The 26,453-nt window shown below is 51.7% G+C and carries 21 protein-coding genes; 2 read left to right on the top strand and 19 right to left on the bottom strand.

Annotation, left to right across the window (positions count from 1 at the left end):
- Positions 1-93: 93 nt before the first annotated feature.
- The 5 genes from G6R28_RS00770 to recX all read right to left on the bottom strand — a co-directional run bounded on the left by G6R28_RS00770 (position 94) and on the right by recX (position 9,627).
- A complete protein-coding gene (locus G6R28_RS00770; RefSeq protein ID WP_213792340.1) occupies positions 94-342 on the bottom strand; it encodes a YqgQ family protein in 249 nt (82 codons plus the stop codon).
- Between the two features lie 103 nt (positions 343-445).
- Positions 446-4,330, bottom strand: coding sequence for a helicase-exonuclease AddAB subunit AddA (addA, locus tag G6R28_RS00765; RefSeq protein ID WP_213792339.1), 3,885 nt, complete (start codon positions 4,328-4,330; stop codon positions 446-448).
- Complete coding sequence (locus G6R28_RS00760; RefSeq protein ID WP_213792338.1) at positions 4,323-7,964, bottom strand: PD-(D/E)XK nuclease family protein; 3,642 nt, start codon at positions 7,962-7,964, stop codon at positions 4,323-4,325. The genes addA and G6R28_RS00760 overlap by 8 nt, the downstream gene beginning before the upstream one ends.
- A 126-nt stretch (positions 7,965-8,090) precedes the next feature.
- Positions 8,091-8,660, bottom strand: coding sequence for a nucleoside tri-diphosphate phosphatase (gene ntdP, locus G6R28_RS00755; RefSeq protein ID WP_213792337.1), 570 nt, complete (start codon positions 8,658-8,660; stop codon positions 8,091-8,093).
- Positions 8,661-8,826: 166 nt separating this feature from the next.
- Positions 8,827-9,627, bottom strand: a complete 801-nt coding sequence (recX, locus tag G6R28_RS00750; protein ID WP_213792336.1) for a recombination regulator RecX — start codon at positions 9,625-9,627, stop codon at positions 8,827-8,829.
- A gap of 169 nt (positions 9,628-9,796) precedes the next feature.
- Between recX and G6R28_RS00745 the strand changes: the two genes are divergently transcribed.
- The gene (locus G6R28_RS00745) at positions 9,797-10,756 is read left to right on the top strand and encodes a Dyp-type peroxidase (RefSeq protein ID WP_213792335.1); all 960 of its coding nucleotides are present in this window, start codon (positions 9,797-9,799) and stop codon (positions 10,754-10,756) included.
- Positions 10,757-11,298: 542 nt separating this feature from the next.
- On the opposite strand, the gene holA is transcribed toward G6R28_RS00745, so the two are convergent.
- From holA to pepA, 8 genes are all read right to left on the bottom strand, one after another.
- Entirely contained in the window at positions 11,299-12,294 is a 996-nt protein-coding gene (gene holA, locus G6R28_RS00740) for a DNA polymerase III subunit delta (protein ID WP_213792334.1), read from the bottom strand.
- Positions 12,275-14,539 carry a DNA internalization-related competence protein ComEC/Rec2 gene (locus G6R28_RS00735; protein WP_213792333.1) on the bottom strand — a complete coding sequence of 755 codons (2,265 nt, stop codon included), beginning with the start codon at positions 14,537-14,539 and terminating at the stop codon, positions 12,275-12,277. The genes holA and G6R28_RS00735 overlap by 20 nt, the downstream gene beginning before the upstream one ends.
- A 50-nt stretch (positions 14,540-14,589) precedes the next feature.
- A complete protein-coding gene (locus G6R28_RS00730) occupies positions 14,590-15,288 on the bottom strand; it encodes a helix-hairpin-helix domain-containing protein (RefSeq protein WP_213792332.1) in 699 nt (232 codons plus the stop codon).
- 70 nt (positions 15,289-15,358) lie between these two features.
- Complete coding sequence (coaD, locus tag G6R28_RS00725) at positions 15,359-15,835, bottom strand: pantetheine-phosphate adenylyltransferase (RefSeq protein WP_213792331.1); 477 nt, start codon at positions 15,833-15,835, stop codon at positions 15,359-15,361.
- On the bottom strand, positions 15,835-16,401 hold the full coding sequence (rsmD, locus tag G6R28_RS00720; RefSeq protein WP_213792330.1) for a 16S rRNA (guanine(966)-N(2))-methyltransferase RsmD: 567 nt from the start codon (positions 16,399-16,401) through the stop codon (positions 15,835-15,837). Before rsmD ends, coaD begins: the two co-directional genes overlap by 1 nt.
- Positions 16,402-16,791, bottom strand: a complete 390-nt coding sequence (locus G6R28_RS00715; RefSeq protein ID WP_213792329.1) for a YlbG family protein — start codon at positions 16,789-16,791, stop codon at positions 16,402-16,404.
- Positions 16,791-17,975 (bottom strand): FtsW/RodA/SpoVE family cell cycle protein, encoded by a 1,185-nt coding sequence (locus G6R28_RS00710; protein WP_213792328.1) that lies wholly within the window; start codon positions 17,973-17,975, stop codon positions 16,791-16,793. The genes G6R28_RS00715 and G6R28_RS00710 overlap by 1 nt, the downstream gene beginning before the upstream one ends.
- The gene (pepA, locus tag G6R28_RS00705) at positions 17,975-19,048 is read right to left on the bottom strand and encodes a glutamyl aminopeptidase (RefSeq protein ID WP_213792327.1); all 1,074 of its coding nucleotides are present in this window, start codon (positions 19,046-19,048) and stop codon (positions 17,975-17,977) included. The genes G6R28_RS00710 and pepA overlap by 1 nt, the downstream gene beginning before the upstream one ends.
- Before the next feature lie 292 nt (positions 19,049-19,340).
- Here pepA and G6R28_RS00700 point away from each other — a divergent pair, with 292 nt between their 5' ends.
- Entirely contained in the window at positions 19,341-20,648 is a 1,308-nt protein-coding gene (locus G6R28_RS00700) for an NCS2 family permease (RefSeq protein WP_213792326.1), read from the top strand.
- A gap of 88 nt (positions 20,649-20,736) precedes the next feature.
- Here G6R28_RS00700 and G6R28_RS00695 read toward each other — a convergent pair whose 3' ends face one another.
- The 6 genes from G6R28_RS00695 to xseA all read right to left on the bottom strand — a co-directional run bounded on the left by G6R28_RS00695 (position 20,737) and on the right by xseA (position 26,276).
- Entirely contained in the window at positions 20,737-21,117 is a 381-nt protein-coding gene (locus tag G6R28_RS00695) for a hypothetical protein (RefSeq protein WP_213792325.1), read from the bottom strand.
- A gap of 172 nt (positions 21,118-21,289) precedes the next feature.
- Positions 21,290-22,972: a DNA repair protein RecN gene (recN, locus tag G6R28_RS00690; RefSeq protein ID WP_213792324.1), complete on the bottom strand. Its 1,683-nt coding sequence runs from the start codon at positions 22,970-22,972 to the stop codon at positions 21,290-21,292.
- Between the two features lie 54 nt (positions 22,973-23,026).
- Positions 23,027-23,851 (bottom strand): TlyA family RNA methyltransferase, encoded by an 825-nt coding sequence (locus tag G6R28_RS00685; RefSeq protein ID WP_213792323.1) that lies wholly within the window; start codon positions 23,849-23,851, stop codon positions 23,027-23,029.
- Between the two features lie 2 nt (positions 23,852-23,853).
- Positions 23,854-24,768, bottom strand: a complete 915-nt coding sequence (locus G6R28_RS00680; RefSeq protein WP_213792322.1) for a polyprenyl synthetase family protein — start codon at positions 24,766-24,768, stop codon at positions 23,854-23,856.
- The gene (locus G6R28_RS00675) at positions 24,761-24,988 is read right to left on the bottom strand and encodes an exodeoxyribonuclease VII small subunit (RefSeq protein ID WP_213792321.1); all 228 of its coding nucleotides are present in this window, start codon (positions 24,986-24,988) and stop codon (positions 24,761-24,763) included. The genes G6R28_RS00680 and G6R28_RS00675 overlap by 8 nt, the downstream gene beginning before the upstream one ends.
- The gene (gene xseA / locus G6R28_RS00670; RefSeq protein WP_213792320.1) at positions 24,981-26,276 is read right to left on the bottom strand and encodes an exodeoxyribonuclease VII large subunit; all 1,296 of its coding nucleotides are present in this window, start codon (positions 26,274-26,276) and stop codon (positions 24,981-24,983) included. The genes G6R28_RS00675 and xseA overlap by 8 nt, the downstream gene beginning before the upstream one ends.
- Between the last annotated feature and the right edge of the window lie 177 nt (positions 26,277-26,453).

Here is a 26,453-nt window from a genome sequence, read left to right as displayed (position 1 = left end):
CAAAGGACACGAAAGTTTTGCAAGCGTTTACAAAACTTTTCTTTTGGGCATTGCTGAGCAATCAACCACTCCCAAAAAGCCTTCTAAAATCGTCTAATGGCTAGCCGATTGCGACGCATTCACATCGTAATGACTGTTGTCGCCAGTCCGTTCAACCTCTTGTCGGTGTTCCTTAGCCAAGATGACTTTCATCGTTTGGTAGTCTTGATCCGACAGGACTTTGGCCTTGTAGAGATTGTCCACCTCAAGGGCAGCCACTTCGATATCCCAAAGTCGCTTACCGACGTGAATGTAAATCTCGTACTTCTTCAAATACTGCAAAATATCGTAAAAATTCTTCACGACCGTCTCCTTTGCTTTCATCAGCGTCAAGGGTGCTTCGAACTTTTTAGCAATTATAGCCGCTGCCCGAAGAAAGTGCAAGCAGTCCACCGGCCGTCTCCACTCAGTCCAAAGTCAGGTTCAACCCGGCCGATAGCAAGACCAGCTGTCCTGGCAAAACGTCGTAATCCGGGTACTCTTCCTGAAGGGCCTGGCGGTACAAATTCAACTGTCCCGTATAGTTCTTACGCATCCGCTTCAGGGCCTCTTTTTGACGGGCACCGGGCCGTTTTGGCACATAATCGGTCTTATAGTCAAAAATCGTCACCGTCTTCTTCCCCTCGTCAACGAAATAACCATCGACAATCCCGTGAACCAGAATGGGCTGTTCGTCATTCAGACCAGGATAGACCTGCTTGGCAGGAATTACCATGGCAAAGGGCGCTTCTCGTTTCAGGCTTTCATTGTGCCGGGCAATTTCTTGGGCAAAGTCCGAATGCAAGAAGGCAAGCACCTGCCCCAAATCAACCAGGGGCGCCACTTCTTCTGCAATCTTCCCCTCTGAAACGAGGTCAGCCAGCAGCTTTTCCAGGTCCCTTTCCTCAATCCAGGAGGTAAAGTCGACCAGCTGCATCATCAAGTGGGTGGCCGTTCCAACGGCCGTTGGCGACGGTTTGGCCTTCCCATCGGTCATGAAGTCCGGCAGTGGCAGCTCGTCTTGGGTCAGCATGCGGGCGGCAGAAGAATTCGCCGCCTCCGCTCTGCTTTCTTCCACAAGAACAGCGTCTGCATGGTCATCCTTCTCTTCATCTCTTCGGCCAGCATCAACTGCCTGTCCATCTTCATCCAAGTAGAGGTCGGCCATAAATGGCCGGTCCGGATCTTCGAAGAGTGACTTGATTTCTGACACCGATTGGTAGGCGGCTGTCTTCGTGGCGGCTTCAAATGGGTAGCGGTAGGAAAGCTTTGCTTGCAGCTCCCTTAAATCAGCTGGCTTCAAAGCGGCTGGCTTGGCGGTAGCCGCCTGAGAGTCAACCTTATTCACCTGACTGATGCCAGCAACCAGCAAATCCGCCGTTTGAGGCAAATCTTTCTCTAAAATCAGCTGCGTGCTGATTTCGCCCCCTTCCAGCTCAATTGGATGAGTCGCCTGCCCCAAAGTTTTGAGGCTTGCCGAAGTCATGATTTGATTCAAAACCGTATTCTTCGTCCGAGCCAGGGCTTGCAGGGTCCAATCCAGGTAGGAACTGGCCTTTAAGCGCTGACTCTCTGGTAGGAACTGGCCCTCTGCCAACTGCGCGTTTTCATAGAGCCGTTGAGTGGCCGTTTCTTTTTCACCATCCATTGGATCGACGCGACCAATCAGGTGCAACTGCTGCTTGGCACGGGTCAGGGCCACGTAGTATAGCCGCATTTCTTCCGACCAGCTTTGCTTTTTAATGGCCTGCTTCACCGCGTACTTTCCAAGGGTTGGCAATTTCACCTTGGCCTTTGGCTCCAGGTAATCCAGCCCAGCACCGGCATCCTTTTGGAGGACAAAATTCGTCTGACTGTCCATTTGGTTAAAGGACTTATCCAAGTCAGGCAAGATGATGACGGGGAATTCCAATCCCTTGGACTTGTGGATGGTCATCAAGGAAACTGCGGATTCCGAAGTTTCCTGGGCGACTTCACCAACGTTGCCACCGCCGTCTTGCACCTCCTCAATGTATTCAATGAAGGCGTAGAGACCGGACTGGCCGTTTTCTTGGAAAGTCGTCGCCCGCTGATACAAGGCATGCAAGTTCGCCTGCCGCTGGGCACCCCCCTGCAGGCCGACGACGTAGTCCAGCCAGCCAGTGTCCTGGTAGATGGCCCAAATCAAGCCAACCAGGTCGTTTTGCCGAGCATAAAGGGACCACTTATCAAACTGTTCCAAGACTTTTTCAGCCTTCTTGTCCTCTTTAGCGTAGGCCAGAAAGGCCGTGTAAAAGTCGTGACGCTCATCCGCCAAACGAATGGCTGACAGCTCGTCCTCGTCAAAGCCAAAAATCGGCGAACGAAGGGCGGCCGCCAAGGGAATGTCCTGGTGGGGATTATCCAGCACCCGCAACAAATCCAAGACTAAATAGACTTCCATGGCCTTATAGTAATCGCCGACCGACTCCGACTGAATCGGAATTCCGGCCTCGTGGGCCAAGCGGAGCAAGTCTGGATAGACAGTTTTCGAACGGGTCAAAATGGCAATGTCTGAATATTGGATGGCCCGCATGCCATTTGGGGCCTCCTTGTCGTAGACCTGGCCGTGCAAATGGAGGTCCTGGACTTTTTTCAGCAGGTAGGTCAGCGTCTTTTCCCGGGTATCGCGATCATCATCGTCTGCCTCTGCCTCATCAGCTGAGCTGCTGCCCTGATTCTTCTTTTGAATGGACAAGAGGTCCAGGTGAAAGACCGGGGGTACTTCTTCTGGGAAGGCGGCCTTTGGAATCAGCTTAGCCGATCCCTGATAAGGGACATCCCCCAGCTTTTCGTCCATTATCTGCGTAAAAATCTGGTTGATAGCCCGAGTCACGTTATTGTGCGACCGGAAGTTTTCCGCTAATTCAATTCGCTCATCGTCACTATCAGCACTGGCAAAGTCGTCGTACTTCGAAGCAAACAGCTGCGGAGCCGCCTGGCGGAAGCCGTAAATCGACTGCTTAATATCGCCGACCATGTACATGTTGTGACCATTGGACATATCCTTTAAGAAGGCTTCTTGCAGGCGGTTGACGTCCTGATACTCATCAACCATGACCTCTTCGAACTGGTTTTGAACCAATTCTTTGATGTCGTCCTGCTTTAAAATCTGCCGGGCTAAGACAACCAAATCAGAGAAATAAAGGACATTTGCCTCGGCCTTTGCCGCTTTAAAGGCGGCCAGGTAATCACGGGTGACCGTCACTAAGTCGGCCAAAATCCGCTGGCCCCGTGCGTTAACAATCTGCCATTCGCTTTCCCTCAAACGGAAGAAGGATTCGCGAATCTTTTTCAGCGGGCTGTCCTGACTTTTCCCACTCGTAATGTAATCTTCGCGATAAGTGGCGACTTTTTCAAGCACTTCGGCCACCGCAATCCGGTCCGAATCATCCGCTTCAAAGGCCTTTTTATCACGGTTTGGCCATTTCAACTTGGGGAGAACCATGGCTGCCCGAAGGCTTTCATAGTCGCCCTTTTCGTCAATGATGGCAAGCAGCTGGCTAAGGTAGTGATCAACCTCAGTGAAGGCCAAGGCGGCATCGTCCAGCTTCTTATTCTCCTGTCCTTCAACAAGGGGCAGGAGATTTCTTGCCTCAACCAAAGCCTCTTCGACCGCCGGGCGCACTTCGCCTGCCAAATAATCCTGGTAGGCCTTTTGTTCAGCAAGTGGTCGATTGACATCTTCCCCATCGGCCAATGAGTCCAGCCAGTGGTCCTCTTCTGGACGGGCAATGTCAAAGTCCGCCAACTTTAAGATGATTTCTTTTAAGGCATTGTCTCGTGAAACCGAGGCGAAGTTTTCCAGAACGTTCAAAAAGGCTTGGTGATCGGGGTTTTCATCATCGTAAAGGTCGTTAAAGAGCCTGTCCAAGACGCGGTTCTTGAAAAGCGCTTCCTCGGCTGAATCGGCCACCAATTGGAAGGCCGGGTCCAAATCGATTTCGTAGTAGTAAGACTCGATCAGTTGCAGGGCAAAACCATCAATGGTCGTTACCGCAGCCGTTGGCAAAAGGGCCAGCTGTTCCTGCAGGTAGACTCGTTCTGCCGAATCTTGGCTGGCCTGCAAGACCTTGGTCAGCGCCTTTTCCAACCGCTCCTTCATCTCTCCGGCCGCAGCCCGGGTGAAGGTCACGATCAAGAAGCGGTCGACCGGGATTCGTTCGTCGACGATTTTTCGAATCAACCGTTCGATCAAAACGGTCGTCTTTCCGGAACCAGCGGAGGCCGAGACCAGGATGTTGTGTCCCTTGTGGGCAATGGCCGCTTGCTGATGTGCTGTGAATTCAGGCATTGTCGGCCTCCTTTCCGTCTGTTTCACTGCCTAGATTATTTTCAAGGGCCTTTAGCACGGCGCCCTTCTTTCCCTGGTAGGTAAAGTTTTGGTACTGATCGCCCAGGGCGGCATCGAAGCGCATCACGTCGGTGTACTTCGAATAGGTCAACGACTGCTTGCTTGGGGCAATGTCAAAGTCCCCGGCGGCAATTTTGGCCGCCGCATTCAAGATCAATTGACGGTTGCGGGCCATGAGCAAGCTTAATTCGTCTGCACTGACAACATCGGACTGGTTGGCGTTAAAGCCGCCCTTTTGCTTTTTGGCAATGGCGTAGGCCTTAGAAGGCTGACCATACTCGACATAGTCAAGGGCATCGACATAATCCTCATTATCCAAATAGAGCCCGTGGAGCTTGTTGCCTGGTGCCTTTAGCTGACCAGCCAAAAGTTCACCAAAGTCTCCCTTGAAGTCCTTAAAGCTGGTGACTTGGTCATTAATTGGCGCAAAGAAGGCTCCAGCGACTTGACCCTCTGCGGCCATCCCCATGGCCTGGGCGTTTTCATTTGCCGCCTGCCAGTAGGCCAAAAGCTGCAGTTCTAGTCCGTTGGCCGCGTCGGCATAGTTGAACTTCTTACCGTTCAGCTTGTAATCGACAATGGTACCAAAGTCGCCCGCTGCATCCTGGCGGTCGAAGCGGTCGACTTTTCCACGGAGCTTGACGGACTGACCGGTCTGGTCTGCCATTACCATGGCGGGCAGGCCTTGTCGGCCCATTCCAAACTGCTCTTCGACCTGGGTTGGCCGCGATGTATTGCTCAAACGGGCAACGTCGCGCAGGTTTTTCAGGACCTTCTTGGCCTGCTTGGCCATAAAGTTCGCCTGGGCCTGTCCCTGACCGGCCTCGGTCAGCTCGGCATACTCTGGCAGCTGTAACTGTTCTTCAAAAAGCTGGTCAACTTGGCCGTCGATTCTTTCATCGGCCAGGTCCGCCAGACGGTCGGTTTGCTGAACCACTTGCAAAACCGCCCCTTCAAAGAGCGTGTGGTAAATGGTTCCTTCCAGCATGTTGTTAATTTCAACGGTCGGTTTTTCTTTCAAGCGCAGACCGTACTTCAAGAAGTACTCGTAGGGGTTGCGGTAGAAGGATTCGACCTGGGAAATGGACAGCATCAGCGGCCCTTGGAAGAGCCGCTTGGCTATTTCGACTGAGAGTTTTTTGGTCTTATTTTCGTAGTTCTGGCTTGAAAGCACCCGTTCGGTTCGCTTGCCATAACCTGCTTGGTCCAGCACCTCTTTTACGCGGTCAAAGTCTGGACCGACTTTTTCATTGTTTGGCAGTTTCACCAACTGCGAAAGGGTCGCAGCGGCCGTTCCGGCATAGTCCGAAGCCAACTGACTCAAGTTTTCCGCCTGGGCCTTGACCGTCGTCAATTCGTCAATGCCAAAGGCTGAAGTCAGGCGCAGAACGTAGGGCGAGGCTTCGTTTAGCCCACCGTCTTGGTCGAGCAAGGGATAGGAAAAGGTCACGGAATCGCTGGCCGCCTGCAGGGCATTGTAAAAGACCAGCGCTTCTGAGGCCATCTGCTGCTTGGCCGTTTCCTGCAAGTAGCGGGGATCTTCTTGATCCGCCAGGGCCGGTTGAACCAGCAAGCGGTCCTGGTCAGAGAGCAGGGATTTGTTTTTAATTTGAGCGGGCAGAGCGTTGCGCGTTGCCCCAATGAAGTAGAGCTTCTTGTATTTTTGACTCTGCACGATACCGGCTTCCGACACCGTTAGCTGGTCTAACTGGTTAGGAATGCCAGAGAAGGTCCCGCCGGAAAAGCCGGCCTGCAAAGCAGACAGGAAGGTCTGCCGGGAGAAGGCGTCAGCGCCTGCAATCGAAACAACTTGGTCCAAGATGTTGACAAAGAGTTGCCAGACTTCGCGCACCCGCTGGGCGGCAATCAGATCACCCTTTTCAAGTAGGTAGTCGCCTTGTTTTTGCACGGCCTCTGGGACTTTGGCCTTGACCAAAAAAGTCATCAAGGCCCGGGCGGCCGCCAGGTTCGTATCGGCCCCATCCAGTGCCGCCTTCAACTCCTCCATCCGTTGGTGGATGAAGACTTTGAGCTGGGAGAGGCGGCGGTTAACTTTGGCATCTTCGCTAAAGCCTTCGGTCTCATCGGCCGGCAGCTCAAAGAGGGCAAAGCCCCTGCTGTCGTCCTGCCAGGTCTTCTTTGACACCCGGTGGCCGTCTAAGTACTTTTCCAGATAGGCGACGGCTTCGAAATACTGCTCGTCATCGAGTAGCTGACCATTTATGATTGGTCGCAAATAGCCGGTCTTCAAGACCGTTAGCAGTTGATCCTTTTGATAGAGCGCACTTGGATTAGCTAAGAGCGTCGTCGTCAGCTCAACCAAGGGATGGTTGCCCATCTTGACGTCGTTGTCCAAGAAATAGGACAGGTCAAAGGCATCCATCACGGCTGGCAAGTGCTTGCTGTAGGGATTTAGGTCGCGAGCCAAAACGAGAATGTCGCGCAGGTGCAAGTCAGGATTCAAACGCAAGTCTTCTCGAATCCGACGAGCGACTTCTTCCAGTTCGGCCACGGCGTTGGCCGCAACAAAGGCATGGAGATTGGTTTCAGCAACTTGCTTTTCGTCTGCGGAAAAGTCCTGGTAGGCCCCCAACTTTTCCCAGGCCTGCAGGAGGTTTTTCCGGCTGACCGTCGCACTTTTGCCAGGCTTGGCTTCAGCCTGGCTAGTCGAACCCGGCTGGCCTTCTTTCGACTGGCTCTCTTCTTCCAACACCTTGATCTGACAAGTCTGTCCGGCCTGCTTGGCCATTTCGCGGATTGTCCGAGCGGTTTCTAAGGGCTTTTCAAAGACAGATCCGGCCGTCTGGTACTTCAAGGGGTCGTCTTTTGCCACTCTGCCAAGCAGGGCGATTTGGACTTCGCCTTTTTCAATCAAGAGCTTCACCACGGCCCATTCGGCTGCGGTAAAACCGGTGAAACCATCAAAGTAAAAGATGGCGTCCGATAGGTCGGCGTCCTTCATTCGGCTGGCAAAGTCCGGCAGCATTTCTTGGGCCAGCAAGTAGTCCTCGCCCATTTTTTTATTAAAGGAATCGGCCACAATGGCCAGGTCGCGAAGCTTCTGCTTTAACGCTTCAGCCGTCAAGGCCTCCTGCTTGTCTTGGCCATTGACTGCTTCGACAATGGTTAACAGGTCCTCAGCCGAAACCCGGGATGCCCGCAATTCAGTCAATTGGGCGACTAACTTCTCAATAAAGCCCTTCTTGGCGGCCATGCGCGCAAAGATGGGCAGACGGTCCTTTTCTTCTTTTAGAATGTTTGAAACCAGGACAAAGAGCCCGGCCGAACCAAGGATGGCCGGCTGGGTCAGGCCCTCGTCGTCCAGCAGGCGCCAGGCCAAACGGGACATGGAATAGACCTGCAGCTGTGATTGGGCATAGGGCTGGTTCTTGCCTTTGCCATTGGCCTGGGCCAGACGGGATAAAACGTCGACTTCACCATCGAATTTGACGTGGTTTGGCACCAGGTAGAAGATCCGCCGCTTCTCACCCGCCTTCATGCGGTCGGCAATGGCCTGCACCAGTGCCTGTCGGCTATCGATTTCCCCTGCTGCAATGTTTACGGTAACCGTCATCGAATACCCCTTCTACGCCTGTTTACAAGTCAAAGCAATCGTGCGCTATTAGCTCTAACTGTTTGTGAAACTATCTCTGTCTATTGTACAAAAAAAGCCCGGATAAAATCCGGGCTTTTTTCTTGGTCAACGACGATCGTTCAACCGCTGCTGCATCAAATATTGGTAACGGGAGTACCAGACATCCACATACCCTTTTGAAAAAGGACCCTTGCCCTGGTCGATCCAATCAACCAGGATTTTAACGTGGGCCTTCAAGATCTGGTCTACCTCTTTTGGGTAGTGCCATTTCTTACTGTGGGCCGCGTATTCATCCGCGTCCAACAGGTGCTTCTCACCGTCTGGAAAGACTTTGACATCCAAGTCATAATCAATGTACTTGAGCGCCTCTTTATCTAATGTATAGGGAGAAGCCAGGTTGCAGTAATAGGAAACCCCGTTATCGCGAATCATCGCAATAATATTAAACCAGTACTTTTTATGAAAGTACACAATGGCCGGTTCGCGGGTCACCCAGCGCCGGCCGTTATCTTCTGTCACCAAAGTATGGTCGTTTAATCCAATGATGGCATTCTCACTGGTTTTTAACACCATGGTGTCACGCCATGTCCGATGCAACGAGCCGTCGTGCTTATAGCTTTTGATCGTGATGACATCCCCTTCGCGTGGACCGCGACTCGGCTTATCAACAATCATGCTCGTCCCACTTTTCTGACAAAAAATTCCTTTTCGATTATATCATATTTTTTACGAAAGGAGATTAAAGATTTGTACTGGCTGGTAGAAGGAATTAAGCTTCTTCTTTGCGCTCGGATCACCTACTCCGCCCCTTAGTGACAGAGCGCCCTTTGACCGCTTTCGTTCAATCCATGCCAAAGTCAAACTGTTCTAATGCCCAGTCAATCGTCTCAGCCGTAAAGCCCTTGGCGTAGAGTTTGCTTTTGACTTTGTAATAGCGTTCCTTAGCCGTTCCGGTCCGTTGGCGGCGGATCGCCTTTTCGGCCTCCTTGCGGGCGTTTTCCCGCTCGTCTTCCTCGTCGGCTTCAATGTCAATCGCGTTAACGGCCCGGCTGGCAATATCAAAAGAGAAGCCCTTTTGAGCCAGTGACTGGGCGGTCTTTTGCTGACGAATCCGGGTGGAATCCCGTTTGTGTGTCCGGGCAATCTTTTCGGCCAGCTTCACGGCCACTTCCAGCTGAGCCTCTTCCGGATACTCTTCCATGGCCGCTTCAATGAGGGGTTCGGCCACTCCGGCCTTCTTCAGATCCATGGCAATCGCCCGAGGGCCCTTGGGTGAAAAGACTTGCTTGGTGTTGACATAGGCCTTGGCGTAGGTTGCGTCATCTAAAAGCTGCTGTTCGACCAGGTAGTCGATGACTTGGTCAATGACCCCTTCTTTGATATCCTTGCTCTTCAGGCGATTTGCGACCTGTTTTTTGGTCCGAATGGCCGGAGACAAGTAATTCAGCGCCACCTTCAGGCCCTGGTCAACCAAGTCGGCTGCCTTAATGCGCTCGATTTCTTCCTTGTCCAGCTCTCGCCCCTTCATCAGCCCAAACTTGGCCAGGACGTTTTCGGAAATACCGAAGGCAAAGCGTCCGTCTAATTCAAGATTGTAGCGACCCGCTCTTTTTTGAGTGGAAATTTTCGTGATTTTTGCCATAGCTTTATTCTATAGAGAAAGTTTCCAAAAGAAAAGTCGCCCTTTCGCCCGTGGATTTCTAAACAATTTTATCTATTTTAGACTAGGTTAAAATCGCTCTAAACTTTATCAAAACACCCCGTCAAAATGGGTTATAATACTTTTATCAAAGAGAAGTGAGGATATAAAAATGCCAATCAACCCAGCGATTGCCCAAGATGTCTGGAAGGACATCGGGCAAAGTGTCCAATTCACGGTTTTGAAGTTTAAGGACTTGCCAGCCGAAGAATTGAAGGAAGTCGTCGAAGCCTTCGCCGACCGCTCCCAAGCCATCATCCGCTCATTGAAGATTCGCGATGGCCAAAACGATGGAACCCCTTCCCAATTGAAGGTGGCCATCGGAATTTCAAACCACGCCTGGGATATCTTGTTCCCCAACACGAAGAAGCCAAAGGAATTGGAAACGTACGAGACTTTGAAGGGTCCTAAGTACGAAATGCCAGCGACTGAAGGTGACCTCTTCTTCCACATCCGAGCCAACAACCAGGCCATCGTTGTGGAATGCCAAACACAGTTCATGAAGTTCTTAAAGGACTACACCGAAGTCTTAGATTCAACCCAAGGTTTCCGTTACTTTGAAGGACGGGCCATCATCGGCTTTATCGATGGTACGGAAGCACCTGCCATGGAAGATGCAGCCCCATACGCCATCATCGGTGATGAAGACCCCGATTACGAAAACGGCTCTTACGCCTTTGCCCAGAAGTGGCGTCACGACATGGACTTCTGGAACAAGATGAAGACCGAACACCAGGAAAAGGCCGTTGGACGTGAAAAGTTCACCGACTTGGAATTGGAAGACGAAGACAAGTACGAAAACGCCCACAACGTGGCTTCACAATACGATGAAGACGGCGAAGAGCAGAAGATCATTCGGATGAACGTTCCCTACTCTGATCCAGCCACTGGCGTGACCGGTACCTACTTCATGGGCTACTCCCGCTACTGGCACGTGACGAAGGGGATGTTGATCAACATGTTGGACCAATCTGACTTCTTGTTGACTTTCTCAGACATTTTGACTGGGCAACTCTTCTTCATCCCATCGCGTGAAACCCTTGAACAAATCGCCGATGGCGAATTTAACTAAAGTAAATGAAAAAGTCCCGCACAGAGGTGTGGGATTTTTTTATTTCTCGGGCATGTTTTAATTCTTTTAACCGACTTTGTTCGGACAACTTTTCTTTTGCAAAGAATCTGTTATACTGTAGTTGAAAAAGGAGCTGAGTAGCAGTTCAGCTCCCCGCGATGCCGCTTACACGGTGGTCGCCTTTAGTTCATGTTAAGAACCGTCGGTGTCCAAAACTTTAACGGTTCTTTTTATTTTGCCCATCAAAATGTCTTTCGACAAATTCAATGATGTGGATACTAACATCCACAGTGGCTAAAACCAAAAGAATGATGCTAACCATTGCTGATTAACCGGCCTCCTTTCTCATGAAATTTCGTTAATCCGATTACTAGAATCATCCATTAACCTCCTTTCATTGTGAAAGGCGACCCTCGAAAAAGCTTCATCGCTACAAAAAACATAACAAGTTATTGAAGAAAAAACAGCCCTTGTGGCCTAAATAACCAAAAAAGAACCCGTCCAGCGCCAGTGCGCCATAGCGGGTTCTTTTTTGATTATTGTTAAAAGTTCACCATAAAGGTTTCAAACAGAAAAAGCGGATCGACCTGCTTGGATTTCATCTGAATTTCCATATCGAGAATTTTCAAAAAGCCGTCGCGGACTTTACCCAAAGGATAAGTACGGAGGGCCTGACGGGCCAACTTCACCCGGAAGGGGTGAATGCCCAGGGCCTTGCCCGCTTCGGCATCCGAGCCTTGCAGGGAAGCCACCTGTAACAGCAAGCGGAACTGCCCCAGCAAGAGGGCGTTCAAGCGGAGGGGAGCTTCCCCGTTTTTGACCAAGTCGTGGTAGGTGCGAATGGCGGCTTCCCGCTGTCCCTTTAAGACCAGGTCGGCCAAGTCAAAGGCCTGGGCCGTCGACTCCTTAATAACCAGGTCGTCCACGGCTTGGCGGGTAATGACTTTGCTATCGGCGGCAAAGGCCAGCAACTTGGGCAGTTCTTGAAGAACTTTGCTGTAGGAGGCCTGGGTCCGCAGCAAGAGTTCCTGCTCGGCGGCCGGTTCGATTCGAAAGCCCCGTTGTTCTAAGAGTCCGTGTAAGGCCTGGGCCACCTGCCGCTCGTTTAACCTTGGTAAATCCAAGTTCTCGGCGGCCTTTAGTAGCGTTTTGGTGATTTTCTTCCGCTTATCCAGCTTCAGGTCTCCGGCAAAAACCACCAGTAAGTTGCCTGGAATTGGCTGCTCAATGACCGACAACAGAGCCTTCTCCTGGCCATCGGTCAACTTCCCCGTCGCCGTCAAAAAAGTCGGATTGTTCAGCATGACGACGCGGTGGTCGCCAAAGAATGGCGGTGTCGTAATGTCGGCTATGGCATCATCCAAGCCAACCGCTGCAAAGTCGTAGCTAGCATAGTTCATTTCCTGGTCTTCTTCTGGAATGATTGACGCAAAGAGCCGCTTGGCCTTTTGCAGCAAGGCCGTCTCTTCCCCTGTCACCAAATAAAGGTTGGGCAGTGCCTGCTGTTCAATTTGTCCTTTAAGATTCTGAAGGTTCATGTCTGCTTACCTCAAAATGTCCATGCTTTCCTTGATAGCTATATCTTAGCATACCCTGGGTCTGCGTACTGTAGACAATCATCCCCTCTTTATTGGCGACGTCCAACACTTCTTGATGGGGGTGGCCATAGCGGGAGTTGCGCCCGGCTGACACCAGGCCGACTTTGGGCTGCCACTGGGCAAAAACGGTTGGACTGGTGGCTGTTTTCGACCCATGGTGGCCGAATTTGACAATATCCGGGGCAAAGTCCGGGTACTTCGCCAAGATTTTCTCCTCACCATCCCGGTCCAAGTCACCGGCCGTGTAAATGTTTTGGCCACCAAAGCGCCCCGTCCAGGCCAATGAATCGTCGTTGCCTGCTTCACCCCTGAAAAAGGGATAGCGGATGATTAAGGGGCAATTCGGCACGGTCGTCTGGTCCGTTGCTTCCACCACCTTGGTCTGCTTCAAATAAGGCTGAATCTTTTTCTGAAAGGCCGGTAATTCGGCCATTCCCGCTGGAATCACCAGACGATCAACGGTGAAGTTTTCTAAAATGACCCGACTGTCGCCAATGTGATCTTGGTCCTGGTGAGAGAGGGCCAGAGTGTTGATGTGTCGAATGCCTCGGGCGTGCAAGTATGGCAAGATGACGGAGCGGGCCAGCCCTTCTTCTTGTTTGGCCCGCTTGAAAGCCTTTACTTGCGTTCGCTCATCCTTTGGGCCACCGGTTTCAAAATGGGGCCGGGGGCCGAACTGGACTTTGCCACCCGTATCAATCATGGTGACCGTTTGATGCCTTGGTTCAATCAAGACCGCGGCATCCCCCTGCCCAATGTCAAAAGTCGTCCATTCACCATGGCTTGGGAAGCGGACCATCAGCCAGTTAGCAGTCAAGAGAACAACCCAAGCAAGCAGCAGCGCCCTTTTTCCCCGCTTGTCAAGCGAAAGGGCAGAGAAGGGCAGCAGGAAAAGGAGGACTAAAATTGGCCAGGTCAGGGCTCCAACCACCAGCTGCCCGGGCAAGCGACCAAAGAGGGCCACCGCGCTGTCAAAGAGCTGAATCAGCCCATTACAAAGCATTGGTAAAACAGGCAGAAAAGATAGGCTGTAGCCCAAAAGCGTGGCTGGCAGCACCAGAGTGGTGAAAACCGGAATGGCAATCAAGTTCGCCACCGTCTGCCAAAGGTTCCAGACGTATTGGGAAGAAACAATCAACGGAAAAGTCACCAAGGACAAGAAGAAGGCTCGCTTAACCACAGACAATTTAGAAGACAAAGTCACCGCCAAGGTCAAGGCAAAGGAGAGCTGGCCACCCAGGGTCAGTAAAATTTGTGGCGCCAGTAGCAGACTCAAAATTAAGGAATAGGACCAAATCTGAATGGGTGCCAGAGGGCGGTTGAAGTTTTGACTAAAAATACGCAACTCCCCCGCCACCGTTGCCCGAAAAAGGACGCTTGGTGAACCCGTAAAGAGATAGAAGAGTGGCAGGAGAACCGCTAGGAGACCGTCCGCCACTTCCCGGTCAATCCGCAGACGACGGCAGACTTTTCGAAAGTAGTTACTTAAAAAGGAGACGTGGAGGCCGGAAAGAGCGAAGAGGTGGATAAGCCCCAGTTCGGCAATCATGGGGTTATTGTCATAGAGCTGACTCCCCTTAGCGGCCAATAAAAGGGAAAGGGCGTAATCACGGAGTGGGTTAGGCAAACCATCCGCCATTCTTGCAGCCCGAGCGTGCAAGGCGTGCAGGCGATTCATGACGGCTGACAGCGGATTGGCAGCCTTCGCCTGCTGGATGTCGAGGCGCTCAAAGCGAACTTGCTGAGTCACCTTCTGACTGCGCCAGTACTGTCGAAAGTCGAATTGATAGTCGTTAGTTGCGCCCATCACAGGCGTGCTTTCACCACTTCCCACAAAGGCAACCGTCTCTTTTACCGCAGCAAAACGATCCATTTCCGCCTGACTCTTCGCCTGGTAAAAGAAGAGCTGCTTTTCCCCCTGCACCGTACGTCCCTGACCCGAAATCACGCCGTCTTCCGAACGACGAAACTGGTCGGGCTGAACGATTAAGGACTGCGGGCCAGTTTCTAATCCGCGCTGACTGGCCTGCAGTAAATGACGGTTATCAAAGTGACAATAGAGAAAGAAGAGCAAGGTAAAAAGCCAAAGCAACAAAAGCTGCCTTTGATCATTCAATGTAAGGCTGAGCAGCGCCGTAGCAAGCAAAAGCGTCTCGGTCATTGCATTTTGTCGATAAACTAGCATGGCTACAGCCGCCAATTGGAGGGTCAACAGAAAGGAAAAGCGGGGGTCCTTCATAGCAGCACGTTGTCCTTTAGTTGTTCAAAGCGCTTCGGACCAATTCCCGGAATATCCTTCAATTCATCGACTTTTTGAAAGGGATGTTCCTCTCGGTAAGCGATAATCTGTTCCGCCTTTTTAGGCCCGACACCGGAGAGGGATTCGAGTTCCTGTTGGCTGGCCGTGTTCAAGTGGACTTTGTCAGCCGAATTCCTCCCCTGCTGGCCCGCTCCAGTTCCAGTCGTTTTGGTTCCGGGAACTGCACCAACGTTATGAAAGTCCGGTACTGCCTCCCCCTCCTTTGGTATATAGACGACCATCCCCTCCTCCAAGGGCTGCGCCAGGTTGAAGCGGTTGGCATCGGCCTCCTTGGTCAGGCCACCGGACTTTTCAAGAAGGTCGGCCAAAACCGACCCGTTCGCTAAGGTATAAAGCCCGGGCTTTTTAACTGCTCCCTTCAAGTCGACTTTGATCGCAGACTTGCTCGTCTGACTGGCTCCTTCTGGCCCCTTTTTTCCACTTTTCCCAGTTGTGTTTTGCTCTTTGCCCCCGGCTGTCACCGGGGCAGGCTGAGCTGATTGAGCATCCTTCGGCTGTCGTATCATCAGCAGTAAAGCGAGCAAAATCACGAATCCTAAAGCTGCTAGACCGAGGACCTTCCAATGTTTCTTCGCCCAGGGCAAGAGCCTTTCCCAGTCGATTTGATCAAACATTTCAACCACCTCCTAAAAAATAGCACGGCTGAGCAATAAAAAAAGCTTCCGAAGTAGCGGAAGCTTTTTCTTAATTGAAATGTTCTTGGAGGGCTTTAACAACCACCGGTGGCACGAAGGCTTCCAAGCGATTTGAGGAGAGCTTGGAAATTTCTTTGACCATTGAAGAGGAAATGTTTTGGTTTTCCGGCTTTGCAAAGAGTAGGACCGTTTCGACATCGTCTAAGATGGAGTTGGCTCCGGCAATGTCTCGTTCGTATTCAAAATCCTTGCAGTTTCTAAGGCCGCGAACGATGTAGCGGGCGCCAACCTCTTCCATATAATCAACCGTCAGGCCGTCGATTTGTCCGACCGTCACGTTTGGCAAGTCTGAAACGGCCTGGCGCACAAGTTCCAGGCGCTCCTCGGTTTCAAAGAGGCCCTTTTTATTGGTGTTCTTTCCGACCGCCACCACGACCTCGTCAAAGAGGTCAGCAGCACGGGTGATAATATCCAAGTGCCCGTTGGTCAAGGGGTCAAAGGATCCTGGAAAAACGGCTTTTTTCATCATTTTGCTCCTTTGATTTCGTAGCGGTAAAGGGAGACACGGGTAATCCCGTAATCCTTTTGCTTCAAGAGTTCCAGGCGTTCATCTGGCTCGGGCAAGTCGGCCACCTGGTCGGATTCAATCATGACCACAGCGCCGTCCTCCAAAAGCCCGTTTGAAATCATTTTATCGATATCTTCTTTCAACTTTTCCTTGGCATAGGGCGGGTCTAACAAGACCAAGTCAAAAGTCGCCTGCTGCAAAGCTAAACGGGTCAAAACAGCTGAAGCCGCCCCACGAATCACCGTGAAGGCATCCTTTGCATGGGTCTTCTCGATGTTTTTTTCGATGACGGCCAAAGCCGCTGCCTGCTTATCGACCAAGACGGCCTCGTCCATCCCCCGGGAAATCGCCTCAATGGCTAAGCCACCGGTCCCAGCGTAGAGGTCCAAAACCCGGCCGCCGTTTAGGTAGGGCATCAACATGGAAAAGATGGCTTCCTTGACTTTATCGGTGGTGGGCCGAGTTGCCCGGCCCTTTACGGCCTCGAGGCGCAGGCCACCAAATTGTCCAGCAATGACTCGCATTTACTCACCTTCGTTTCCCGTCTTGTTCGTTTTGTCTGCATTCGTTACAAGAGCTGGCTGTTCCGACTGATCAACCTGCTCGGCCGGCTTCTGCTCATTTTCCCTTTGGCCAGCTTTCTCCTGATCGTATTCCTCAAAGAAGACGTCGTCGTGCAAGTCACCCAAGTCCGGATCAATGTCCGGCCGTTCCGACTGCTTAACCGTTTTCACGAAACGATACTTTTTCAGCTTTTCAACTAAGTCCGCCACCGATTCCTCGTTGACATAGAGGGCGACATAGTTCATTTTATTGGAAATATAAGCAATTTCACCAAACTTCTTCAGCTGGTTCACCTGCTTCAGCCCTCTCATGTAGACGTAGAGGGCCCGTCGTTTTTTCATTTCAAACATTAGCGTTTCAATTCCCTTCTGGCCGCATCATCCTGCGGATTTGGTCGGGCGGGTTCCTTGTTTTGGGCGGCAATGTTCAAGGCGTAGCCAACGGCCGCCGAGAAGAAGACAAAGGAGGAACCTCCCCCGGAAATGAAGGGGAAAACCACTCCGGTGATGGGTAGAAGGCCCAAGACACCGCCCAAATTAACAAAGGACTGCATGATTAGAAGCCCAGCCAGGCCGTACAAAAAGAGTCGGTTGTACTGGGACTTTTGCCGAATGCCAATCAGCACAAGGCGGCCAATCAAAATCATCATCAAGCCAAGCACCACAACAACCAAGACCGCCCCTAGCTCTTCGGCTGCCACCGCCATGATAAAGTCGGTGTTTGATTCTGGCAAGTAGGGTTTAATCAATGAATTTCCCAGCCCGACACCAAAGAGGCCACCGTGGGAAATGGCGTAGTACGAATACAGTAACTGCCGACTCTGGTCCATATTATACCAAGGATCAACGAAGTTCGATAACCGTCTGATGGCATAAGAAGAGGACTCCTTCAAGTCAAAGAAGGAGAAGATTTCGGGCAAAAAGGCCAGGGCAAGGAAGAAGACCACAACCAAAATCAAATTGGCCTTTGGCTTCACACCGGAGGCAAGAACTAAAAGCGTGAGCACGGCCAGTGTAATAAAGAGGTTTCCCATATCGGGCATAGCCAGGGTCAAGGCTAAAATGGCAATTGGCCAAAGCAGCTTAACTGGACGACCTGGTTGTAACCAGGAACGGATGAAGCCCGAGAGGCCCCTTCCGGGCCGCCAAGGAACCTTGGAAAACCAGTGGGCAAAGTAGAGAATTAAGATGATTTTTGCCAATTCGACTGGCTGCAAGGTTACCTGACCCAGATTGATCCAACCGTGAGCCCCGTTAACGGCCGGTGCTAAACGGGCCAGGACTAACAAGACCGTGGTCCCAAACAAGAGCATGTTCAACAGTGACTGAGACCGCAACACCTGCCGGTTAATCTTAAAGGTGAAAAAGGCGGCCGACCAGCCAGCCAACACAAAAATCGCCTGCTTGGCAAAGGACATCACCGGTGCCAGGTAAGCGTTTTGAGTGGCCGAAAAGACCATGACAATTCCGATTAAGGACAGCACGGCAAAGGGCACGGCAATCCAGTAATCTAAGCGTTGCAGTTTCTTAAACATTACTTCCCCACAATGTCATCAACGGCGGACCGATCCAAGTTCTTAGAAAGGGCGACAATCAAGGCACGGGCTGCGTCAAAGTCCGGAATCGACCAAACGGTTTCGTGCGTGTGAATGTAGCGCGAAGCCACCCCCAGGGCAACGGCTGGAATCCCCTGTCCATACTTCTGAACGGCACCGGCATCGGTACCACCCTTTGAGACAAAGTACTGGTAAGGAATCTTATTATCCTCTGCCGTTTGCAAAATGAATTCCTTCAAACGGGGGGACGTCACAACCGTCGGATCAAAGACCCGAATCAAGGTACCCTGATCCAAAAGTCCCTGCCGACCAGTCGTTTGATCAAGGTCGTTGGCTGCCGAGGAATCGACGGCAAAGAAGAGGTCGGGTGCTTGCTGCTGAACGGCTGGCAAGGCACCGCGAAGACCGACTTCTTCTTGCGTATTCGCCCCCATGATCAAGGTGTTTGGCGTTTTGACACCCTGCAGATCGGTCAGGGCCGACAAAATGGCGGAAACCCCGAAACGGTTGTCGTAGGCCTTTGACAAGCCCCGGTTGGGATTAGCCATCTTGATGGTCTTTGTTTCTGGCACGATAAAGTCACCCGGGCGAACACCCATGGCTTCGGCCTGCTCCTTTGATTCAAACCCGGCATCAAAGAGGATGTCGTCAATCGTCAAGGTAGCGGCGCCACCGGCTTTACCACGCAGCAGGTGGGGTGAAACGGAGGAGGAAACGACCGGGTACTGGCCGACTTTGGTAAAAAGTGTGAAGCGATGTGCGGGAACCGTCATTGGGTTCCAACCGCCAAGGGCCACAACTTGCAGGGCACCGGTTGGCAAAATGCCTGCCACCATGAAGCCAACTTCATCAAGGTGGGCAGCAAACATCACCCGGGGATCGTCAGCTTGACCCTCTTTGACACCAAAGATACCGCCCATACCATTTTTCTCAACCCGGTCAACCAAGGGGGTCAAATCCTTTTCAAAGGCCTTAAAGACGGCGTCTTCCTGTCCGGAAGTCCCCTGCAGTTCGGTATACTTCACAATGCGTTCCCAAGTCTGTTGATCCATCCGTTTGTCCCCCTAAAAAGTTTGTTTTCCCTATTATAGCCCAGTCGAGCCTAAGCTGGCAAAGAAAGGCGCTTTAAAAGAAAAAAACTTCATGCCCGACCAGTGGGATTGAAAAAGTCCCCCCTTCCACTTCCAGCAAGGGAAATTTTCGAATAAAATCTGAACATTTCGTTAAATTCCTTTACATTGTTCGTATTTTATCCTTTATTTTCTAATTTTTTATCAGACAAGTCCGTTTATTACTGTTACACTATTCAAGTAGTCATTTAAGAAAAAGAGGAGTTTTTGACCGATGTCACGACTTGCATCCTACTTCCAGTTTAATAAGCTGGGCACTTCCTTTAAAAAGGAAAGCATCGCTGGCTTGACCACTTTCGTGGCCATGTCCTACATCTTGTTTTTGAATCCAAACGTTCTGGCAGCCGCCGGCATGGATAAGGGGGCCGTCTTTACGGCGAGCGCCATTGCAGCCGCCACTGCCACCATCTTCATGGGCTTGGTTGCCAAGTACCCAATCGCCATTGCGCCAGGTCTTGGTGTCAACGCCTACTTCGCCTATTCTGTTGTAATTGGGATGAAGGTTTCCTGGCAAACGGCCATGGCCGGTATCTTGGTTGCCGCCTTGATTTTCCTGGTCTTGACCCTGACCCACATTCGGGAAAAAATCATCGACGCCATCCCCCACAACCTGCGCATTGCCATTGCGGCTGGAATCGGCCTCTTCATTGCCTTCATTGGTCTGCACAACGCCGGTTTAATTATTGCCAATTCCGAAACCATGGTTGCCATGGGGCCTTTGACAAAGGGAAGCACTCTCTTAGCCATCTTTGGAATCGCCTTGACTTTGATCTTAATTGTTAAAAAAGTCCCTGCCGCCATCTTCTTTGGAATGGTGGGAACGGCCGTTGTCGGTATTCTCTTCGGGCAAATTGCTCTACCAAGTTCAGTTGTTTCAAGCGCCCCTTCGTTGGCCCCAACCTTTGGCCAGGCCTGGACGCACCTGGGCGACATCAACAGCTTTGAAATGATCATCGTGGCCTTGACCTTCTTGATCGTTGTCTTCTTCGATACGGCCGGTACCCTGATTGGTTTGACGGAACAGGCCGGACTCTTGGAAGACGGCAAGATGCCCCGGGCCGGCAAGGCCCTGATGGCCGATGCCGTCGGAATGACGGTGGGGGCCACCCTTGGTACTTCCCCTACCTCTGCCTTTGTCGAATCCTCTTCTGGAATCGCCGTTGGTGGTCGTTCCGGTTTCACTTCCGTCGTTACCGGCCTGCTCTTCATCCTGGCCCTCTTCTTCTCACCTCTCTTGGCCGTGGTCACTTCCCAAGTTACCGCCCCAGCCTTGATTGTTGTCGGCATTATGATGGCCGGTAACTTGAAGAAGATTCAATGGGAAGACATGGCCATTGCGGCACCAGCCTTCCTGATTGTCATCGGCATGCCCCTGACTTATTCCATTTCAGACGGTATCGCCCTTGGCTTCATCGCTTACCCAATCACCATGATTGCTGCTAAGCGGGGCAAGGAGGTCAACTTCTTGATGTACGCACTGGCCGTCATCTTCGTTGCCTTCCTCTTCTACACACACAGTTAAAGCAAAGGCCCTTGTCAATCGACGAGGGCTTTTTTCTTTGCCAATTAAAAAGTCGGCAGGAATTCTTCCTGCCGACTTTTTCAGGTGCTTACTGTCTTGTAAAGTACTCTTTATGCTGGTCAACTTCGCGGTAAAACTGCTTACGGCCATGGACAAAGGCGCCCTTATAGGTCTTACCATCAACCACCACCGTCAGAGCATCGCCGTTCAAGTCGTAGTGCCCCGTTGTCCAACGGTCCACCTTCTCCAGGTTAGTCACGACTTCTTGATTGCGAAAGTCGATGCTGTCGTTAATCAAAACCTTGTTCTTTTGGCTATCCGCTGAATAACTCCCGTTTAAACGGGTCAGCTGATAAGTCAGCAGTAAGAAAACGGAAAGGAGGAAGAAGAGGCCAAGAAAAAGCCCGGTCTTCGATGGCCGATAGGCTTCCTTTGCATTTAAATTGACCTCTTCAATTCGGTTAAACATCCTAACCTCCTCTATGACATGCCGCTTCTAAGGACTATGATACAACATTAACAAACTTTATCAAGTAACAGATACCTGAACCATTCCTTAGGAGTTATTCAATCATCAGGACAATAAAAAATGCTGAACACCGTCATTTTTCGATCCGATCGTTCAGCATTTCATTCATTCTTTATTGATTGCCTGCGTGGGCGCGCAGGTCTTTTGCATTGGCCAGGGCGGCATCCGTGATTTCATCGCCGGAAAGCATCATGGCAACGGCTTCATCCCGTGCCCCCTCGGCCAATTCTGTCACTTGAGTAACCGTTCGTTCCCCTTGCGAGGACTTTTCGATTAAGAAGTGGTGGTCGGCTGCAGCAGCAACCTGTGGCAAGTGGGTAATGGCAAGCACCTGCGTCTGCTTTGAAATCGCCCGCATCTTTTGCGCGATAGCCGAACCGACTCGGCCGGAAACCCCGGTATCGATTTCATCGAAGACAACCGTTGAGAGGCCCTGCTGGGCGATGAAGACCGTCTTTAAGGCCAGCATCAAACGGGAGGCTTCCCCACCTGAGGCGGCCTTTTCAAGCGGTTTGACGCCTTCCCCCTTGTTGGTTTGGACTTCAAAAGTCACGCGGTCTTGACCCGATGGCAAGAAGCCTTCGACTGGCTCAAAGGCGACTTTGAAGAATGCCTCTTTCATTAGCAAGTCCGCCAACTCCTGGTTGACCGCCTCTTCCAACTTCTTCGCCACTCGTTTGCGACCATCTCGAAGGCGGTCGGCAGCCGCTTGGATTTTTTCCTTCAGCGCGGCCTTCTGCGCCGTCAATTGGTCAATGTCTAAGGAGCCACCATCGAGTGCGGAAAGGTCTTCTTCCACTCGTTTTTGAAAGGCCAAAATATCGTCGACCGTTTCCCCGTACTTGCGTTTCAACTGGTGGATAACCTGCAGGCGGTCGTCAATCTTGACCAAAGCCCCCTCGTCAAAGGTGAGGTTGGCCACGGATTCATCCAGCTCCCGACCGGCATCCTGGGCTGCGTAGTAGGCTTCGGAAAGTGATTGGGCTAAGTTTTCGTAGTCCTTGTCATAGGAAGCGGCCGTACTCAAGGCACTGTTAGCCGCGGCCAAGAGATCGATGGCCCCACCCTCTAAGCCAGGGTTTAAGGCCTGCTGAGCCTGATCGAGCGCATCGGCAATCTTCTTGTGGTTGGCCAACTTGGCCCGGTCGGCCAAGAGCTCTTCCTCTTCACCCGGCTGTAAATTGGCGTTTTTTAGCTCCTCTGCTTGAAAAGTCAACAGGTCCAAGCGCTGATTCAAATCTTGCGCCTGGTTTTGAACTTGGTTCAAGCGCAAAGCCAGATCGCGGTAGGAAGTAAAGAGCTTGTCATAATCAACCCGGGCCTGCTTCAACGAAGCATCGGCAAAGTCGTCCAAGAGGCTCAAGTGCGAATCCGGGTTCAAGAGCAGGGAAGTGTCGTGCTGGCCCTGGATTTCCACAAGCCTAGCCCCCAAGTCAGCTAAAAACTTCAAGGGCACAATCGTCCCGTTCATTCGCGAAACCGAGCGGCCCTTCTGGTTGAATTCCCGGTAAATGACGACCTGACCTTCGGAAACATCAATGCCGGCTTCCTCAAAAGCAGCAAGCAACCCCTTCTTTTCGTCATCCAGGGAAAAGACCGCCTGCAAAACCGCCTTGTCGGCGCCCTTTCGAATCATTTCAGTACTTGCCCGACCGCCGGTGAGCATGGCTAAGGCGTCGATGATAATCGACTTTCCCGCCCCCGTTTCACCGGTCAAAACAGTCAAGCGGTCGTCAAAGGACAGTTCGACCTGGTCAATAATGGCAAAATTTTCAATGACAAGCTGTTCCAGCATTTTCTGCCTCCAAACAAAATATGTACGCGCCAAAGAACTTCTTTGGCAGCCTTTTTAGCCTTCTTGGTCAAGCTGACCGTGGGCCTCTTCGATGACTTTGTCGATTGCCACGTCATCGGCGATAACGGCTTCATCTGACCGTTCCAACCAGGCCAAAAATTCAATGTTCCCCTGGCCACCCTTGATGGGTGAATAGGTCAGTCCCTTCACGGAAAAGCCGTTTTCGACCATCATTGGCAAGGTCTTTTCTAAGACCAGGCGGTGTACGGCCGGATCCTTGATGATGCCGTGCTTACCGACCAGTTCACGACCGGCTTCAAACTGTGGCTTGATCAAGGCAGCCACCTCCCCACCCTTAGCCAAGATGTCCTTTAGGGTTGGCAAAATCAGGCTGAGGGAAATAAAGGAAACGTCGATGGTCGCCCGGGTCGGTTGTCCTTCCATGAAGTCTGCCAGCTTGGCATAGCGGAAGTTGGTGTTCTCCATGACCGTCACGCGCTCGTCAATGCGTAGCTTCCAGGCCAGTTGGTTGGTGCCAACATCCAAAGCATAGACATGCTTTGCCCCGTTTTGCAGGGAAACGTCGGTGAAGCCACCGGTTGAAGAACCAATGTCTAAGACAATTTGCCCTTCCATGGCCATACCAAAAGTCTCGATGGCCTTGACCAACTTGTAGCCGCCACGGGAAACAAAGGGCAGTGGCTGCCCCTTAAAATGTAGTTCGGTCGTAACCGGAATCTTCTGTCCGGCCTTGTCTAAGCGTTCTTCGTTTTCACCGAGAATCTGCCCGGCCATGACGGCCCGCTTGGCCTGTTCACGAGAGGTAAAGAGGCCCTGCTGGACGAGTAAAATGTCAACACGTTCTTTTGCAACTGCCATTGCTATGCTCCAATTAAATCAATCAAATCAGTGAGTAAGGCCGGATCAAAGCGGCCGTCTACCGCCTTTAAGTCAGCCAAAGCCCCATGGGCTTGGTCAAGCAAGTCAGCCACCATTTTCTTGGACTCTTCCAGTCCGTAGAAGCGGACAAAGGAAACCACGTCTTCTTTGACATCTTGCTCATAGTCATCGATGTCGTCTTGAATCTGGAAGATGATACCAAGCTTTGTGGCGTAGCGTTCCAAGTGTAAGAGGGCTTCCTGCCCCAATCCGAGGTAGTGCCCCCCAATGAGCGCAGCGGCCACCAGGAGATCGGCCGTCTTCATCTGGTAGACTTTCATCAGGTTTGAAAAGGCTTCGACCCGTTCCATGGAGCCGACCTCACCAATTCCCTTGGCATCGTGGTTACGCATGTCTAGGACTTGGCCGTAGACCATGCCAAAGGCCCCCGAACGGTTTGCCAAAGTCGCCACCATCTTGACCTGCTGCTCGGCCGAAATGGCTGTCAAGGAGGAAAGAATGGCGTAGGCATTGGCCTGCAGGGCATCGCCCACCAAAACGGCCAGGGCTGGCCCGTACAAAGCGTGAACCGAAAGTTTTCCACGGCGGTAGGCATCGTTATCCATTTCAGGCAGATCATCGTGAACCAGCGAGTAGGCGTGCACCCACTCGATGGCAGAAGCCGCCTTAACGGCCTGCCCATCAATGTCTTGACCAAAGGAATCAATGACGGCCAAAGCCAAGAGCGGCCGCAAGCGCTTGCCCGGCGTTAACAAGGCGTACTGCAGGGCCTTTTCGTAGGCCGCATCCTCTTCGTAGTTGGAAATTAACGCTTTTTCTGGCTTGGTCGTTTCCGCCACCAGGGCCGCCTCAACTTGCGGCTTATAGGTCTTGATAAAGTCCTTGAAATTAGTCATTGTTGGTCAATTCCAGATTCGTCATGGACCCATCGTCTTGCATGACTTTGGCCAAAGTCTTCTCGGCTTCTGCCAGCGTCTTCTGCAAGTCCTTTGCCAAGCTAACGCCCGTTTTAAAATCATTGAGGGCCGTTTCCAAGGGGCGGTCACCCTTTTCCAAGGCCGTGACAATCTGGTCCAGCTGTGACAATTTTTCTTCAAATGTTGCTTTTTCAGTCATGTTCTTCTCCTAAAATCTCAGCAGATAAATCGCCGTCTGCAAAAGTCAGCGCCACCTTCTGGCCGGCCATTAAGTCCTTCTTTGCTTTGACCACTTGGCCATCTTCGCCCTTCACAATGGTGTAACCGGAAGACAGAATCTTTAGCGGTGAAACCAAGTCCAGCTTGGCGGCTGCCAGAGACAGGCGTTCTTGGTAGGGACGCAGGAGCTGACCCTCTTGGCTGGCTAGACGTTCCGTCAGGGCCTGCTTTTGGTACTTGCCCTGCTCCGTTTTGCGTGAAAAGGCTTGAATCAAGCGCTTTTCAAGGGAATCGACCTCTTGCTGGTAGGCCGCATACAAGCGGTCTGGCTGCTTCATAATTGGTCGATCAACGACGTACTTCAGTGCTTGTTGCTTTTGTTGAATCAGCTTCTGCCCAGCCAAGTTCAAGCGGGAGGATAATTCCAAAACACGGTCAATCAAATTCTGCTTCGAGATTGGCGTGGCCAACTCAGCCGCTGCCGTTGGTGTGGCCGCTCGTTGATCAGCAACCAAGTCGACCAGAGTGTTGTCCGTTTCGTGCCCAACGGAAGCAATAATTGGAGTTTTCAAGGCCGCGACGCGTCGAACCAGCGCTTCGTCATTAAAGGCCCAGAGGTCTTCAATGGAACCACCACCACGACCGATAATCACGGTGTCAAAGTCCATTTGATCCACTCGTTCAAGTTGCTTCAAAAGCGATGGAACGGCGCCTTCACCCTGAACAACGGCCGGTAAGAGAACAACTTGGGCCTGGGGCAAACGCCGTTCGACCGTCTTGGCCACATCTTCGACAACGGCCCCGGTTGGTGAGGTAATCACGGCAATCTTTCTTGGCAATGGGGGAATGGGCCGCTTCGCTTTCGAAAAGAGTCCTTCTTTTGCTAACTTATCCTTCAACTGCTGAAGGGCTAAGAAGAGGTCCCCAACACCGGCCGGTGTCATTTGTTCCAAGATGATGGAGTAGGATCCGGAAGGTTCGTAGATCTGCACACGCCCAATGGCCTGGACTTTCATCCCCTCTTCCGGCTCAAACTTCAAGCGAGAAGCATAGGAAAACATGGCGGCACGGATAACGGCCTTTTCTTCCGGATCCTTAATTGAAAAGTAGAGATGGCGGGAACGGCGGTTACCCAGGTTGGAGATTTCACCGGTCAAATAAACCTTGCCCAGGTGCGGATCCCGGTCAAACTTGGCCGATAAATATTTCGTTAAGGCCGCGACGCTGACGTACTGTGATTGCTCCACGAAAGTCCCCTCCAAATCCATTGATAGCTTTCTTTATTATAGCAGAAAGCGCATGCTTTTTAGGACAGTAAAAAAGGACGAACCGTAGTTCGCCCTTAGTTTGGCATGCCGAATTCGCTTCGACGGGCGGTTTCAATCAGTCACGATCAAAACAAGTCAGCGTCACCCTTGCAAAAACAAGTAGTCATGGTGAGATAT

It is taken from the genome of Fructobacillus papyrifericola (genome assembly GCF_018437235.1).
Taxonomy (GTDB): Bacteria; Bacillota; Bacilli; order Lactobacillales; family Lactobacillaceae; genus Fructobacillus; species Fructobacillus papyrifericola.
Note: the sequence above shows the minus strand (reverse complement) of the source record. Positions and strands in the feature narration are given on the sequence as shown.

Bases quoted from the DNA above. Each gene is read 5' to 3' on its own strand.
- addA (WP_213792339.1), bottom strand. From the start codon at position 4,330: ATGCCTGAATTCACAGCACATCAGCAAGCGGCCATTGCCCACAAGGGA.
- G6R28_RS00760 (WP_213792338.1), bottom strand. From the start codon at position 7,964: ATGACGGTTACCGTAAACATTGCAGCAGGGGAAATCGATAGCCGACAG.
- ntdP (WP_213792337.1), bottom strand. From the start codon at position 8,660: ATGATTGTTGATAAGCCGAGTCGCGGTCCACGCGAAGGGGATGTCATC.
- recX (WP_213792336.1), bottom strand. From the start codon at position 9,627: ATGGCAAAAATCACGAAAATTTCCACTCAAAAAAGAGCGGGTCGCTAC.
- G6R28_RS00745 (WP_213792335.1), top strand. From the start codon at position 9,797: ATGCCAATCAACCCAGCGATTGCCCAAGATGTCTGGAAGGACATCGGG.
- holA (WP_213792334.1), bottom strand. From the start codon at position 12,294: ATGAACCTTCAGAATCTTAAAGGACAAATTGAACAGCAGGCACTGCCC.
- G6R28_RS00735 (WP_213792333.1), bottom strand. From the start codon at position 14,539: ATGCTAGTTTATCGACAAAATGCAATGACCGAGACGCTTTTGCTTGCT.
- G6R28_RS00730 (WP_213792332.1), bottom strand. From the start codon at position 15,288: ATGTTTGATCAAATCGACTGGGAAAGGCTCTTGCCCTGGGCGAAGAAA.
- coaD (WP_213792331.1), bottom strand. From the start codon at position 15,835: ATGAAAAAAGCCGTTTTTCCAGGATCCTTTGACCCCTTGACCAACGGG.
- rsmD (WP_213792330.1), bottom strand. From the start codon at position 16,401: ATGCGAGTCATTGCTGGACAATTTGGTGGCCTGCGCCTCGAGGCCGTA.
- G6R28_RS00715 (WP_213792329.1), bottom strand. From the start codon at position 16,791: ATGTTTGAAATGAAAAAACGACGGGCCCTCTACGTCTACATGAGAGGG.
- G6R28_RS00710 (WP_213792328.1), bottom strand. From the start codon at position 17,975: ATGTTTAAGAAACTGCAACGCTTAGATTACTGGATTGCCGTGCCCTTT.
- pepA (WP_213792327.1), bottom strand. From the start codon at position 19,048: ATGGATCAACAGACTTGGGAACGCATTGTGAAGTATACCGAACTGCAG.
- G6R28_RS00700 (WP_213792326.1), top strand. From the start codon at position 19,341: ATGTCACGACTTGCATCCTACTTCCAGTTTAATAAGCTGGGCACTTCC.
- G6R28_RS00695 (WP_213792325.1), bottom strand. From the start codon at position 21,117: ATGTTTAACCGAATTGAAGAGGTCAATTTAAATGCAAAGGAAGCCTAT.
- recN (WP_213792324.1), bottom strand. From the start codon at position 22,972: ATGCTGGAACAGCTTGTCATTGAAAATTTTGCCATTATTGACCAGGTC.
- G6R28_RS00685 (WP_213792323.1), bottom strand. From the start codon at position 23,851: ATGGCAGTTGCAAAAGAACGTGTTGACATTTTACTCGTCCAGCAGGGC.
- G6R28_RS00680 (WP_213792322.1), bottom strand. From the start codon at position 24,768: ATGACTAATTTCAAGGACTTTATCAAGACCTATAAGCCGCAAGTTGAG.
- G6R28_RS00675 (WP_213792321.1), bottom strand. From the start codon at position 24,988: ATGACTGAAAAAGCAACATTTGAAGAAAAATTGTCACAGCTGGACCAG.
- xseA (WP_213792320.1), bottom strand. From the start codon at position 26,276: ATGGATTTGGAGGGGACTTTCGTGGAGCAATCACAGTACGTCAGCGTC.